The sequence below is a fragment of the Pseudomonas sp. SIMBA_068 genome, assembly GCF_046534705.1.
Classification (GTDB): domain Bacteria; phylum Pseudomonadota; class Gammaproteobacteria; order Pseudomonadales; family Pseudomonadaceae; genus Aquipseudomonas; species Aquipseudomonas putida.
Genome location: NZ_JAWRYI010000017.1, coordinates 23656 through 36567, shown reverse-complemented (window position 1 = coordinate 36567; position 12912 = coordinate 23656). Strand labels below are relative to the sequence as shown.

The 12912-nt window shown below is 61.5% G+C and carries 14 protein-coding genes; 4 read left to right on the top strand and 10 right to left on the bottom strand.

Features of this window, described 5'->3' with window-relative positions; translation table 11 throughout:
- Positions 1 to 8: 8 nt before the first annotated feature.
- Positions 9 to 659 (bottom strand): response regulator transcription factor ErdR, encoded by a 651-nt coding sequence (gene erdR / locus SB756_RS27120; RefSeq protein WP_003252375.1) that lies wholly within the window; start codon positions 657 to 659, stop codon positions 9 to 11.
- A 178-nt stretch (positions 660 to 837) separates the two neighbouring features.
- Positions 838 to 1548, bottom strand: coding sequence for a tRNA-uridine aminocarboxypropyltransferase (locus tag SB756_RS27115; protein ID WP_341797780.1), 711 nt, complete (start codon positions 1546 to 1548; stop codon positions 838 to 840).
- Between the two features lie 218 nt (positions 1549 to 1766).
- On the opposite strand from SB756_RS27115, the gene SB756_RS27110 reads away from it, so the two are divergent.
- On the top strand, positions 1767 to 2186 hold the full coding sequence (locus tag SB756_RS27110) for a quorum-sensing-regulated virulence factor family protein (protein WP_016501135.1): 420 nt from the start codon (positions 1767 to 1769) through the stop codon (positions 2184 to 2186).
- 15 nt (positions 2187 to 2201) lie between these two features.
- Here SB756_RS27110 and SB756_RS27105 read toward each other — a convergent pair whose 3' ends face one another.
- Complete coding sequence (locus tag SB756_RS27105; RefSeq protein WP_410912616.1) at positions 2202 to 2411, bottom strand: hypothetical protein; 210 nt, start codon at positions 2409 to 2411, stop codon at positions 2202 to 2204.
- Between the two features lie 160 nt (positions 2412 to 2571).
- On the opposite strand from SB756_RS27105, the gene SB756_RS27100 reads away from it, so the two are divergent.
- Entirely contained in the window at positions 2572 to 3690 is a 1119-nt protein-coding gene (locus tag SB756_RS27100; RefSeq protein ID WP_174370640.1) for an LOG family protein, read from the top strand.
- 191 nt (positions 3691 to 3881) lie between these two features.
- On the opposite strand, the gene recX is transcribed toward SB756_RS27100, so the two are convergent.
- The 5 genes from recX to SB756_RS27075 form a co-directional block, all read right to left on the bottom strand.
- Positions 3882 to 4352 carry a recombination regulator RecX gene (recX, locus tag SB756_RS27095; protein ID WP_410912614.1) on the bottom strand — a complete coding sequence of 157 codons (471 nt, stop codon included), beginning with the start codon at positions 4350 to 4352 and terminating at the stop codon, positions 3882 to 3884.
- Between the two features lie 20 nt (positions 4353 to 4372).
- A complete protein-coding gene (gene recA, locus SB756_RS27090; RefSeq protein ID WP_016501139.1) occupies positions 4373 to 5440 on the bottom strand; it encodes a recombinase RecA in 1068 nt (355 codons plus the stop codon).
- Between the two features lie 103 nt (positions 5441 to 5543).
- Entirely contained in the window at positions 5544 to 6026 is a 483-nt protein-coding gene (locus SB756_RS27085; RefSeq protein WP_016501140.1) for a CinA family protein, read from the bottom strand.
- A 44-nt stretch (positions 6027 to 6070) separates the two neighbouring features.
- The gene (locus SB756_RS27080) at positions 6071 to 6220 is read right to left on the bottom strand and encodes a hypothetical protein (protein WP_410912612.1); all 150 of its coding nucleotides are present in this window, start codon (positions 6218 to 6220) and stop codon (positions 6071 to 6073) included.
- Between the two features lies 1 nt (position 6221).
- Positions 6222 to 6875, bottom strand: a complete 654-nt coding sequence (locus tag SB756_RS27075) for a hypothetical protein (protein WP_341797776.1) — start codon at positions 6873 to 6875, stop codon at positions 6222 to 6224.
- A 303-nt stretch (positions 6876 to 7178) separates the two neighbouring features.
- On the opposite strand from SB756_RS27075, the gene mutS reads away from it, so the two are divergent.
- Positions 7179 to 9752: a DNA mismatch repair protein MutS gene (gene mutS / locus SB756_RS27070; protein WP_410912650.1), complete on the top strand. Its 2574-nt coding sequence runs from the start codon at positions 7179 to 7181 to the stop codon at positions 9750 to 9752.
- Positions 9753 to 9892: 140 nt separating this feature from the next.
- Positions 9893 to 10216 carry a ferredoxin FdxA gene (gene fdxA, locus SB756_RS27065; RefSeq protein WP_012270863.1) on the top strand — a complete coding sequence of 108 codons (324 nt, stop codon included), beginning with the start codon at positions 9893 to 9895 and terminating at the stop codon, positions 10214 to 10216.
- Between the two features lie 624 nt (positions 10217 to 10840).
- Here fdxA and rpoS read toward each other — a convergent pair.
- Complete coding sequence (gene rpoS / locus SB756_RS27060) at positions 10841 to 11848, bottom strand: RNA polymerase sigma factor RpoS (RefSeq protein WP_009686059.1); 1008 nt, start codon at positions 11846 to 11848, stop codon at positions 10841 to 10843.
- 108 nt (positions 11849 to 11956) lie between these two features.
- Positions 11957 to 12814 (bottom strand): peptidoglycan DD-metalloendopeptidase family protein, encoded by an 858-nt coding sequence (locus SB756_RS27055; protein ID WP_341798857.1) that lies wholly within the window; start codon positions 12812 to 12814, stop codon positions 11957 to 11959.
- Positions 12815 to 12912 lie beyond the last annotated feature (98 nt).

Below are 12912 nucleotides of genomic sequence, written 5' to 3'. Positions count from 1 at the left end.
ACGCGCAGTCAGTTGCTGGCAACCGATTCAAGTTGTTGCAGCAGCAGCGCGGCCTGGGTGCGGGTACGCACGCCCAGCTTGCGGAATATTGCAGTGACGTGGGCCTTGATCGTGGCCTCGGAGACACTCAGCTCATACGCAATCTGCTTGTTCAGCAGGCCTTCGCAGACCATGGTCAGCACGCGGAACTGCTGCGGCGTGAGGCTGGCCAGTCCCTCGCTTGCGGCCTTGGCCTCGGCCGAGACATCGACCTTTTCGAACGCCTGCGGCGGCCACCAGACTTCGCCATCGAGCACCTTGCGCACGGCATCCTGGATCACTTCGAGGGTGCTGGACTTGGGAATGAAGCCACTGGCGCCAAACTCGCGGGACTTGACCACCACCGCGGCCTCCTCCTGTGCCGACACCATCACCACCGGGATCTGCGGGTATTGCCCGCGCAGCAGCACCAGCCCGGAAAAACCATAAGCACCCGGCATGTTCAAGTCCAGCAGCACCAGGTCCCAGTCGGCTTTTTCGCTCAGGCGGGTTTCCAGTTCGGCAATGCTTGCGACTTCGACCAGGCGCACATCCGGGCCCAGGCCAAGGGTAACGGCCTGGCGCAGGGCGCCACGGAACAGCGGGTGGTCATCGGCAATCAGGATTTCGTAAGTGGCCATCGATCTAAGGATCCTGTTCTATGCCAGGCGCTCGGGGGATTGAGAAGCGCCCGGCGGGGAATCGGCGCCAAGGATGCCGAGCACGGTCAAGGGTGGTCAAGCCATTGCCCTGCCGTCTCGCCCACCTTGGCTGCCAGCCCCGTCATTATGAACCAAAGCAGGGGTTGTGCCCCTTGGACTATAGGAAGGTATGCAAACGCTGGTGGGTGTCGTCCTGATCATCCAGCGGCAGACGCCGCTTGCCGCTCAGATAGTGCAGGCTGAATACATCCAGGTAGGCATCCAGCGCCTGCGAAGCCTGGCTGTCGCCGGCCAGGTCCAGGCACATGGCTGCGACCTCTGCCGTGCAGAAATGGTCGTCGCGCTTGGAGCGCCGCAGGCGGTAGCGCGACATCTGCTCGGCCTGCAGGCTCAACACCGGGAAGCGGTCAAGGTACGGGCTTTTGCGGAACATCTTGCGGGCTTCGGTCCAGGTGGCATCCAGCAGGATGAACAGCGGGCGCTTGCCCGGCTCACGCGCCACCTCGCTGACCACCCGCTGCTCGGCCACGAACTCACCGGGGAAGACGATATAGGGCTGCCAGTGCGGGTCGTCCAGCAACGCCAACAAGCGCTCGTCGACCGAGGTGCGCAGCCAGCCGAAGGCCCAGGTGTCCTGGATCAGGTCGGCAATCAGCCAGCCGGTGTTGGTGGGCTTCAACGGCTCGGTGTCATGCATCAGCAGGCATACGCCCGACTCGGCCTGCACCCGAGGCTTCCAGGCACACAGGCAATGGGTGGCGATGACCCGGCAATCCGCGCAGCGCTCGGCACGCGAGCCACGGGCGATGAAAGGCTTGTTGCTGCGGGCCAGGCGTTCGGCGCGCAGCCGCGCTACCGCGTGGCTCATGCCGGCAGGCCTCTGGACAGGTAGGAAATGGGCACAAGGATGACTCGGAAAAAACAAGGCGCCCAGTTTAGCAGAACAGGGGCCATTTACTGTGCAGCTGGCGAGGTGCCCCTTATAATCGACGCTTACCGTGCCCGAACCTCGCGCTCGCGCGACTTTCACGGAACGCCGTCGACCTGCGCATGTCAAAGCGCCAGTCATCGAACCAGGAGAGATTCATGCTGCGCCTTATCGTCCCCGCCCTGAGCCTGCTACTCGCTCTGCCCCTGGCAGCCCAGGCAGCCTCCAAGCAGGATTACGACCTGAACAGGACATTGCAGAAGGTTGCCAAAGAAAGCAGCGTCGGTACCCCGCGCGCGATCAACGAGGACATCCTCGACCAAGGCTACACCGTGGAAGGCAAGGCACTGGTCAACCACCTGAGCGTACGCCAGAGCCACGCCGAGCGCATGCAGGCCAATCCCGCCCAGGTACGCAGCCAGCTGGGCGACAGCGTGTGCCGCAACAGCGGCTTTCGCAACCTGATGTCCAAGGGCGCGGTCATGGTCTATCGCTTCACGGTGTACAAGACCAACCAGCCGATCATGGACCAGGCATTCGACAGTGCCAGCTGCGTGGCCGGCAACAAGAAGAAGTAACAGCAGCTGTTCAAGCTATACCTTCTCATCCTCACGGGCGCGCCAGCACCCTTCGGCCGCATCGGCGCGCATCTCGGCCAATAACGCCTGCAAGTAGCGCGACTGGCACTCCAGCCCCGCCAACCTGCGGCAGCACTCGTCCTCAAGGCTCAAGTGATGCACCTGAGCCGCACTCTCCAGCTGCTGGTAGAGCTGCCGGTCAATCTCGATGATCAAGCGATGCATACCGCCACCTCCTGCATCGATACGTTTCGCTTTACCAGTTAACCAAACCCCTGCTGCCGGTGGCCACATACCGACGGGCGGCTGCGCCAAACAGCCCGGCACGATCCTGCGCGAGGGTCTAGATTGAGGTCAGAGGTATTGGTGCAGAAGGAGACGTTGCATGCCTTACCAAGCGAATGAACTGCTGTTCAGCCACTTCCGTGACAACAATATCGACCTGAGCAACATCGACGCACAACTTCAACTGGTAGCCCCCGACAGCCCCAACCTGCCGCTATACCGCGACATGATGCTGACCATCCTGCGCATGGCCCATGACGACAGCGACCGCTGGAGCGCCAAGATCACCCTGCAGGCGCTGCGCGAACTGGACCAATCGTTCCGCACTCTGCAGCGCTACAAGGGCCGGCGCAAGGTGACCGTGTTCGGCTCGGCACGCACCCCGCTGGAGCACCCGATGTACGCCCTGGCCCGCGAGTTGGGCGCTACCCTGGCGCGCTCCGATCTGATGGTCATCACCGGTGCCGGCGGCGGCATCATGGCTGCCGCCCACGAAGGCGCTGGCAGCGACCACAGCCTGGGTTTCAACATCACCCTGCCCTTCGAGCAACACGCCAACCCCACCGTGGGCGGCACCGACAAGCTGCTGCCCTTCCATTTTTTCTTTATCCGCAAGCTGTTCTTCGTCAAGGAAGCTGATGGCCTGGTGCTGTGCCCGGGCGGCTTCGGCACCCTGGATGAAGCGCTCGAAGTGCTGACGCTGATCCAGACCGGCAAGAGCCCCTTGGTGCCGGTGGTGCTGCTGGACTCGCCCGGCGGCAGCTTCTGGCGCGACTGCCTGGACTTCATCAGCCGCCAGCTGGAAGAAAACCGCTACATCCTGCCCAGCGACCTGAAGCTGGTGCGCCTGGTGCACAGTGCCGATGAGGCCGTGGAGGAAATCAACCAGTTCTACAGCAACTATCACTCCAGCCGCTGGCTGAAGAACCAGTTCGTGATCCGCATGCACCACCCGCTCAGCGAAGCAGCGCTGTTTGATATTCAGGAAGGCTTTGCCGACTTGCGCCTGAGTGGCAAGTACCACCAGCAAGCGGATAGCAGTGCCGAACATGAAGTGGGCAACTTCAACCACCTGACCCGGCTGTCATTCGCCTTCAATGGCCGCGACCAGGGCCGGCTGCGCGAGCTGGTGGATTTCATCAACTTGCCGGAGAACTGGGCCAAGCCTCAGCCAATGCATACCACGCAGCGGGCCAGGGAGGCGTTGAAGGTGAGCTGATGCCGCTTGAGATTCGCTTCCTGCACTGTACCTGTGGGAGCGGGCGTGCCCGCGAAGAATCCAGCGCGGTGGATGGCACCGGCGCTGCCGGTGTTCGCGGGCTCGCCCACTCCCACATGGATTGCGTCAGCTTTCGGATTTTAAGTCAGACCTTAACCATGCGAGACCGCCTACAACTGCAGATCTGGTGGTCAGTAATCGTCGAGATCACGCCCACTGAGCAGGCGGCCGATCATGTCCATGGGGAAACCCCGGTAAGCCAGAAAACGGGTTTGCCGGGCACGGCTGCGCGGATCCTGCGGGTGCTGCCCGGCAAACTTGCGCTGCCACACATCACGCATGCGCTCGCGCCAGTCCACCTCGCTCTCGCGCAATGCCTGCTCGATATCAGCACGCGCCAGACCACGCTGGCCCAGCTCCTCACGAATACGCGAAGGGCCATAGCCAGCGCTGGAACGGTACCTGATGAAGCTTTCGAGGTAGCGGGCTTCACAAAGCAGCCCTTCTTCGGCGAGCCGGTCGAGCTCAGGCTCGATCAGCTCGTCCGAAGCGCCGCGCTGACGCAACTTGCGCGTCAGCTCGACGCGACCGTGCTCACGTCGCGCGAGCAGGTCCATGGCTGTCCGCCGAATGGCGACGGGGGTGTCGAGTACGGCGGACATATTGGCTATCTACCGCGCAATCAATAACCGGCTTCGGCATCAGCCACATCGTCGGCGCTGGCATCAACGGCGGCAGCTTTGTTGGCTTCAGCGGCAGCACCGGCTTTCAGCAGCTTCTCACGAATCTGCTTCTCGATCTCGGTACCAATAGCCGGGTTCTCGGCCAGGTATTTGGCAGCGTTGGCTTTGCCCTGACCGATCTTGTTGCCCTGGTAGGCGTACCAGGCACCCGACTTCTCAATCAGGCCTTGGGACACACCCAGGTCAATGATCTCGCCGTTACGGTAAATACCTTTGCCGTACAGAATCTGGAACTCGGCCTGACGGAACGGCGGCGAAACCTTGTTCTTGACGATCTTGACGCGGGTTTCGCTACCGACCACCTCGTCGCCTTCCTTGACCGCACCGGTACGGCGGATGTCCAGACGCACCGAGGCGTAGAACTTCAGGGCGTTACCACCGGTGGTGGTTTCCGGGCTGCCGAACATCACGCCGATCTTCATACGGATCTGGTTGATGAAGATGACCAGGCAGTTGGCGTTCTTGATGTTACCGGTGATCTTGCGCAGGGCCTGGGACATCAGGCGAGCCTGCAGGCCCACGTGCATGTCACCCATTTCACCTTCGATCTCGGCCTTGGGTACCAGCGCGGCCACGGAGTCGACGATGATCACGTCAACGGCGTTGGAGCGCACCAGCATGTCGGTGATTTCCAGGGCCTGTTCGCCGGTGTCCGGCTGCGAGACCAGCAGGTCGTCGACATTGACGCCCAGCTTGCCGGCGTACTCAGGGTCGAGGGCGTGTTCGGCATCGACGAAGGCGCAGGTGGCACCGCTTTTCTGGGCTTCGGCGATGACCGACAGGGTCAGCGTGGTCTTACCCGACGATTCCGGGCCATAGATCTCGACGATACGGCCTTTTGGCAGGCCGCCGATGCCGAGGGCAATATCCAGGCCCAGGGAGCCGGTGGAGATGGCCGGAATGCCTTGGCGCTCCTGGTCACCCATGCGCATGACTGCGCCTTTGCCGAATTGGCGTTCGATCTGACCCAGGGCCGCAGCCAAGGCGCGCTTCTTGTTGTCGTCCATTGAAATCCTCACGTGTTCGACTTGGCCCTGATGGCCGGAATACCTGTATAAGTAGCCAGTATTATTCCACAGGCAGGCGCCCGCGCAAACCCCTGTCGTCGATTTACTCGGCACCAAGCTGTAACAAGCCGTCTAACGCGGCGCTCACCGTCTGTCGGCGTACCGCTTCGCGGTCACCCTCGAACTGGCGGCGCTCGCTGAACACCCGGTTGCCGTCACCCCAGGCGAGCCATACGGTACCTACCGGTTTGGCTGGCGAACCACCGTCCGGCCCGGCCACGCCGCTCACCGCCACGGCGAAGCGCGCGCCGCTGGCGGCCTGGGCACCGCGTACCATGGCTTCGACCACTTCCTGGCTGACTGCGCCCACCTGGCCGAACAAGGCCTCGGGCACGCCCAACAGGCGGGTTTTCTGGGCGTTGGAATAAGTCACGTAGCCAACCTCGAACCAGGCCGAGCTGCCAGGTATACGGGTGATGGCTTCGGCAATGCCACCGCCAGTGCAGGATTCGGCGGTAGCCACCTGTGCATTGAAACGGCGCAGGTGTTCACCCAGGCGGGTGGCAAGTGTGGTGATCGGGTCCATGTCGGGCTCCTGAAGGCTGCACCTACCCTACCAGCTTGTGTGTTTCACTGATATTCGGCCAGCTCGCGAAGCCTGAGACCACAACGGCAGCAGGCCTGCCGTGAAATGACGATTTCGCCGACAAACACGCGCTCGACTTCGACAGGCTTGTGCCTGTACAGCCGGCACAGCACAAGCCTGAGCCATTCGGTCATATCAGAAGTTCAACCGAAGCACGGTGCGCCAGATGTTCTTCGCCGGTGAACGACGATGCTTGGCCCAGTTGCGCTCCCACCATTCATCTTCATTGCGTACCACCTGCTCCAGATCACTGCCGGTAACAGCGGCAGCATGCTGGCGGAACATCATGGGGAATACACAATGCTGGCGGATCCTGTGTTTGACAACCACATCCACCGGCGTGCCATCGTAGGGCGTGTCGGCCAGGATCCGGCAGCCTTGGCGCGACAACACATAGGCGTGCAACGCGACCACCCGCCCCCGGGCGATAAACGGAAACCAGGTCAGCCACGTCCGCCCCATGGAGTAGCCCAGGTGCAGAGCCTCGAAAGGCCGCTTCTGCATGAAGCGGTTTACCCAGCGAACCCGCGTAGCCGTAAATTCATAGGCCTTGGCATCGTCCTCGAAAATCAAAATTCTATCCAGGCCGTTTTCCAGTGCATGGCGAGCCAGTTGCTGATGCGACTCGTAGCAACCACGCGCGGGATCGCTGTGTTTCTGGACGACATGAAAAACCACCTCATTGTCCAGCTGCTGACCGATAGTTTCTGTGAATAGTTTACGCCGGTCACCCCGGGTATCGAGAGAGATGCAAAAAACTGCATCGACATCAAAACGAATTCCGCTCACTGCTTTAATCAACCCGATTGCAATAACTGTTTATTGGGTCACACGCCACCGCAGTTGATTCCGGCAGGTCTTCCCTGATGTGAAAAAGCCGCCAATTCTCCATGGGGGCGCCGTGCTGTCAATATGCCCTCACTTCAACCCTGATCGCTGCCAGGACGTGCAGGTACTGCCCGTGCGGTTGCCGTGGTACGCTATGCGGCTTGAAAAATCAGGTGGGTCTCGGCGCCGCGCACGCAACACGGAACGCCCCAATTTGCCCCACAATGTTGAGACCTACTTTCTAAGCCTTTGATGAATAAAGCAATCTCCGATCTTTCCGCACACACCCCGATGATGCAGCAGTACTGGAAGCTGAAGAACCAGCACCCGGACCAGCTGATGTTCTACCGCATGGGCGACTTCTACGAAATCTTCTACGAAGATGCGAAGAAGGCCGCGAAACTGCTGGACATCACCCTGACCGCGCGCGGTCAGTCGGCCGGGCAGTCCATCCCCATGTGCGGGATTCCGTTCCATTCGCTGGAAGGTTACCTGGCCAAGCTGGTCAAGCTGGGCGAATCGGTGGTGATCTGCGAACAGATTGGCGACCCGGCCACCAGCAAGGGCCCGGTGGAGCGTCAGGTGGTGCGCATCATCACCCCAGGCACGGTCAGCGACGAGGCGCTGCTGGACGAGCGTCGCGACAACCTGATTGCTGCGCTGCTCGGTGACGAACGCCTGTTCGGCCTGGCCGTACTGGACATCACCAGCGGCAATTTCAGCGTGCAGGAAATCAAAGGCTGGGAGAACCTGCTGGCCGAGCTTGAGCGCCTGAACCCGGTCGAGCTGCTGATCCCTGACGACTGGCCACGCGACCTGCCCGCCGAAAAACGCCCGGGCGCCCGCCGCCGTGCGCCGTGGGACTTTGACCGCGATTCGGCACGCAAGGCCCTGTGCCAGCAGTTCGCGACCAAGGACCTCAAGGGCTTTGGCTGCGACAAGCTGACGCTGGCCATCGGCGCCGCCGGCTGCCTGCTGACCTACGCCAAGGAAACCCAGCGCACCGCCCTGCCGCACCTGCGCAGCCTGCGCCACGAGCGCCTGGACGACACGGTCATCCTCGATGGCGCCAGCCGTCGCAACCTGGAGCTGGACGTCAACCTGGCGGGCGGGCGTGACAACACCCTGCAATCGGTGGTCGACCGCTGCCAGACTGCCATGGCCAGCCGCCTGCTGAGCCGGTGGCTGAACCGCCCGTTGCGCGACCTCAAGGTACTGCAAGCACGCCAGGACTCGATTCGCTGCCTGCTCGACAGCTACCGTTTCGAGAAGCTGCAGCCGCAGCTGAAAGAAATTGGCGACATCGAGCGGATCCTCGCCCGAATCGGCCTGCGCAATGCCCGCCCACGCGACCTGGCGCGCCTGCGCGATGCATTGGGCGCCTTGCCTGAACTGCAAAACGCCATGACCGAGCTGGAGGCGCCGCATCTGGCGCGCCTGGCAGCCATCACCGGCACCTACCCGGAGCTGGCCAGCCTGCTGGAGCGGGCGATCATCGACAACCCACCGGCGGTGATCCGCGACGGCGGCGTGCTAAAGACCGGCTATGACAACGAGCTGGACGAGCTGCTGGCGATCAGCGAAAACGCCGGCCAGTTCCTGATCGACCTGGAAGCCCGAGAAAAAGCCCGCACCGGCCTTGCCAACCTCAAGGTCGGCTACAACCGTGTGCACGGCTACTTCATCGAGCTGCCCACCAAGCAGGCCGAGCAGGCACCGGGCGACTACATTCGCCGTCAGACCCTCAAGGGCGCCGAGCGCTTCATCACCCCCGAGCTGAAAGTGTTCGAGGACAAGGCGCTGTCGGCCAAGAGCCGCGCCTTGGCCCGTGAGAAGATGCTCTACGACGCCCTGCTGGAAACCCTGATCAGCCACCTGGCGCCGCTGCAAGACAGCGCCGCCGCCCTGGCCGAACTGGATGTGCTCAGCAACCTGGCCGAACGTGCGCTGAACCTCGACCTGAACTGCCCCCGCTTCGTCGACGAGCCGTGCCTGCGTATCGAGCAAGGCCGCCACCCGGTCGTGGAGCAGGTACTGACCACGCCGTTCGTGGCCAACGACCTGGGCCTGGACAACAGCACGCGCATGCTGATCATCACCGGCCCGAACATGGGCGGTAAATCCACCTACATGCGCCAGACCGCCCTGATCGTGCTGCTGGCGCACATCGGCAGCTTCGTGCCGGCGGCCAGCTGCGAACTGTCGCTGGTCGACCGCATCTTCACCCGCATCGGCTCCAGTGACGACCTGGCCGGCGGGCGCTCGACCTTCATGGTCGAGATGAGCGAAACCGCCAACATCCTGCACAACGCGACCGACCGCAGCCTGGTGCTGATGGACGAAGTGGGCCGCGGCACCAGCACCTTCGACGGCCTGTCGCTGGCGTGGGCTGCCGCCGAGCGTTTGGCCCAGCTGCGCGCCTATACACTGTTCGCCACTCACTATTTCGAGCTCACCGTGCTGCCAGAAAGTGAGCCGCTGGTGGCCAACGTGCACCTGAATGCCACCGAGCACAACGAGCGCATCGTGTTCCTGCACCATGTGCTGCCTGGCCCTGCCAGCCAGAGCTACGGCCTGGCCGTGGCACAACTGGCCGGCGTGCCGGGTGTGGTGATCCAGCGTGCTCGCGAACACCTGGCGCGCCTGGAAACCACCAGCCTGCCGCATGAGCAAGTCCCGAGCGAGAAGGCCAGGGATGTGCCACAGGTGCCGCACCAGAGCGATCTGTTCGCCAGCCTGCCACACCCGGCCATCGAGAAGCTGGGCAAGCTGCAACTGGACGACATGACCCCGCGCCAAGCTATCGAAATGCTATATCAACTAAAGAACCTGTTATAACGGCGCCCACTACAAGCTGGTAGAATCCGCCGCGGTTTGCTGGTGCTGCAGGTTATTAGCCTGGCCTGCAGCCACATACCTGTAAACCGCGCGGCCCTGAGAGGAAGGGCCGCCGCCGTCGCCTGAGGAGAGAACTAGAAATGACCTTCGTCGTCACCGACAACTGCATCAAATGCAAATACACCGACTGCGTGGAAGTCTGTCCGGTGGACTGCTTCTACGAAGGCCCGAACTTCCTGGTCATTCACCCGGACGAGTGCATCGATTGCGCGCTCTGCGAACCGGAATGCCCGGCGCAAGCCATCTTCTCGGAAGACGAAATCCCTGCCGGGATGGAGAACTTCATCGAGCTGAACGCCGAACTGGCGGAAGTCTGGCCAAACATCACCGAGCGCAAGGATGCCCTGCCTGACGCTGAAGAGTGGGACGGCAAGACTGGCAAGATTGCAGACCTGGAGCGCTGATAGCGACCGGACACGAAAAAGGCCCCTCGGGGCCTTTTTTGTTTTTCTGCGGGCAAAAAAAAGGGGCGGTTTGACCCGCCCACATTTTTTCCGTAGTCCCTGCTTGTCCCGAACATCTTCCTGATGAAATCGCTTCTTGCGATGTCCTTGGCCTTCGTCCTGAATGCCTGTGCATGTCCCTGTGCACAGTTCGAATACTAGCGGGTTCAGCCGGGCGGGCAAGCGCGAGACCTCACAAGGTATTACAGGGGACACATTTCCTCACAACCGAATAAGCCATGCTTTTCAATGGGTTGTAAAAATACAGGGGCTGAAAACGACAATGATTTACTGCGACTTGCATAGATAGCTTACAAAACAAGTAAGAAAAGGCTTACACGCAATGTTACTGGGGTAGCGCAGTACACATTAGATATCTGTTTTACCTGGCGGATTTTGGGGCTGCCTTGCAGCCCATTCGCAGCACAAGGCTGCTCCTACAGATATACGCGATCATGCAGGCAATCACGGTCTCTTGTAGGAGCAGCCTTGTGCTGCGAATGGGGCGCGCAGCGCCCCCGTTCTCAAATGACACACACAAAAACGCCCCGAGGTCATCGGGGCGTTTTGTGTCACAGGCCTTCGCTACTGGAACAACGACTCGCTGGACAGGCCGTTCTTTTCAAGGATCTCGCGCAGACGCTTGAGCCCCTCTACCTGGATCTGCCGTACCCGTTCCCGGGTCAAGCCAATCTCCAGGCCAACATCCTCCAGGGTGCTGCTTTCATGCCCACGCAGGCCAAAGCGGCGCACCACCACTTCCCGCTGCTTGTCAGTCAGCTCGCCCAGCCACTGGTCGATGCTCTGTGACAGGTCGTCATCCTGCAGCAGTTCGCACGGGTCGGTGGGGCGGTCGTCGGTCAAGGTGTCGAGCAGGGTCTTGTCCGAGTCCGGGCCAAGCGACACGTCCACGGAGGACACCCGCTCGTTCAGGCCCAGCATGCGCTTGACCTCGGCGACCGGTTTCTCCAGCAGCGTGGCGATTTCTTCCGGGGAGGGTTCGTGGTCGAGTTTCTGGGTCAGCTCGCGTGCGGCGCGCAAGTAGACGTTGAGTTCCTTGACCACGTGGATCGGCAGGCGGATGGTGCGGGTCTGGTTCATGATCGCCCGTTCGATGGTCTGGCGAATCCACCAGGTCGCATAGGTCGAGAAACGGAAACCACGCTCCGGGTCGAATTTCTCGACCGCACGGATCAACCCCAGGTTGCCCTCCTCGATCAGGTCGAGCAGCGACAGGCCGCGGTTCACGTAACGACGGGCAATTTTTACAACCAGGCGCAGGTTGCTTTCGATCATGCGCTTGCGGCCAGCGGGGTCGCCCTTCTGCGACAGGCGCGCAAAGTGCACTTCTTCTTCCGGCGAAAGCAGCGGCGAGAAGCCGATCTCGTTGAGATACAACTGGGTGGCATCTAGCGCCCGGGTGTAATCGATGTACTTGTGTTGCTTGAGCGAAGAGCCCGACTTGGCCCTCGTCCGAACCGAAGATACAGCAGGTTCGTCTGACACCACATCCGTTTCCAAAACGATGCCCGTCTCCATGAGGAGGACGTCATCGTCGATGTCAAACTCCGGCACTTCTTTACTGAGAGCCATTGTTATAGTCCTTTGCTGAGTTCGAACTCAGACTCGAGCGGCACCTTGATCCCTGGCAGCGCTGGAGCCTGTCCCCTCTACATCACAGGAACAGGCCGGGTACAACAATCAACGGCGTGGCAGGAACTGGAGTGGATCGACGGGTTTGCCCTGGCGGCGAATCTCAAAATGCAGCTTCACCCGATCTGTGCCCGTGGACCCCATTTCAGCAATCGACTGCCCTGCCTTGACCTGCTGCCCCTCCCGAACCAACAGCCTGCGGTTATGACCGTAGGCACTGACGTAGGTATCGCTGTGTTTGATGATGATCAGCTCGCCGTAGCCCCTCAAACCACTCCCGGCGTAAACCACCGCACCATCAGACGCAGCAAAAACAGGCTGTCCCAAATCACCGGCGATATCAATGCCTTTATTCAAACTACCGTTTGAAGCAAATTTTCCAATCAGCACGCCGTTGGCAGGCCAGGTCCAGCCGCCTACTGCGCGCTCCGCAGCGGGCACGGTGGCAACCACCGGCGAGCTGGCGGAAGGTGCCGGCGTGGCCGGTTTGCCGGTGCTGGCAGGCACCGTGGCAGTGCTGCCCACAGGCCGCCGCGTGACCGTGGTGCGGCTCGACGAGGACGGGTTGGTCACGACCGTGGTACTGCTGCTCGAACCACTGCTGAAACGAATCGCCTGGCCCGGCCGGATGGTATAAGGCGCCGGGATGCCGTTGCGCGCAGCCAGCTCCTTGTAGTCCCAGCCGTAGCGGAAGGCGATGGAGAACAGCGTGTCACCCGGCTTGACGACGTACTGCCCGGACGTAACCGCCGGGCGCTTGGGCACGCTGTTGTTGCGGTCGACCACCCGCGCGCTGGTGTTACTGGTGCTCGAACAACCCACCAGTAGCGTGCCCATGGCCAGTGCAATCACCAGAAGCTTGAAACCCGACCCATCCTTGCGCTGCCGAATGACTGTGTGACCCACCCGCGCTCCCCTCATGGTGCCGAAATACGATATGAAGACAAGAAATGCAATATTGTTGCAATTATAACCAAGCCGGCCGGTAATGGCAGGCTGATGCA

Bases quoted from the DNA above. Each gene is read 5' to 3' on its own strand.
- SB756_RS27080 (WP_410912612.1), bottom strand. From the start codon at position 6,220: ATGACCGAATGGCTCAGGCTTGTGCTGTGCCGGCTGTACAGGCACAAG.
- SB756_RS27115 (WP_341797780.1), bottom strand. From the start codon at position 1,548: ATGAGCCACGCGGTAGCGCGGCTGCGCGCCGAACGCCTGGCCCGCAGC.
- SB756_RS27100 (WP_174370640.1), top strand. From the start codon at position 2,572: ATGCCTTACCAAGCGAATGAACTGCTGTTCAGCCACTTCCGTGACAAC.
- SB756_RS27085 (WP_016501140.1), bottom strand. From the start codon at position 6,026: ATGGACCCGATCACCACACTTGCCACCCGCCTGGGTGAACACCTGCGC.
- rpoS (WP_009686059.1), bottom strand. From the start codon at position 11,848: ATGGCTCTCAGTAAAGAAGTGCCGGAGTTTGACATCGACGATGACGTC.
- fdxA (WP_012270863.1), top strand. From the start codon at position 9,893: ATGACCTTCGTCGTCACCGACAACTGCATCAAATGCAAATACACCGAC.
- SB756_RS27105 (WP_410912616.1), bottom strand. From the start codon at position 2,411: ATGCATCGCTTGATCATCGAGATTGACCGGCAGCTCTACCAGCAGCTG.
- recA (WP_016501139.1), bottom strand. From the start codon at position 5,440: ATGGACGACAACAAGAAGCGCGCCTTGGCTGCGGCCCTGGGTCAGATC.
- erdR (WP_003252375.1), bottom strand. From the start codon at position 659: ATGGCCACTTACGAAATCCTGATTGCCGATGACCACCCGCTGTTCCGT.
- SB756_RS27110 (WP_016501135.1), top strand. From the start codon at position 1,767: ATGCTGCGCCTTATCGTCCCCGCCCTGAGCCTGCTACTCGCTCTGCCC.
- recX (WP_410912614.1), bottom strand. From the start codon at position 4,352: ATGTCCGCCGTACTCGACACCCCCGTCGCCATTCGGCGGACAGCCATG.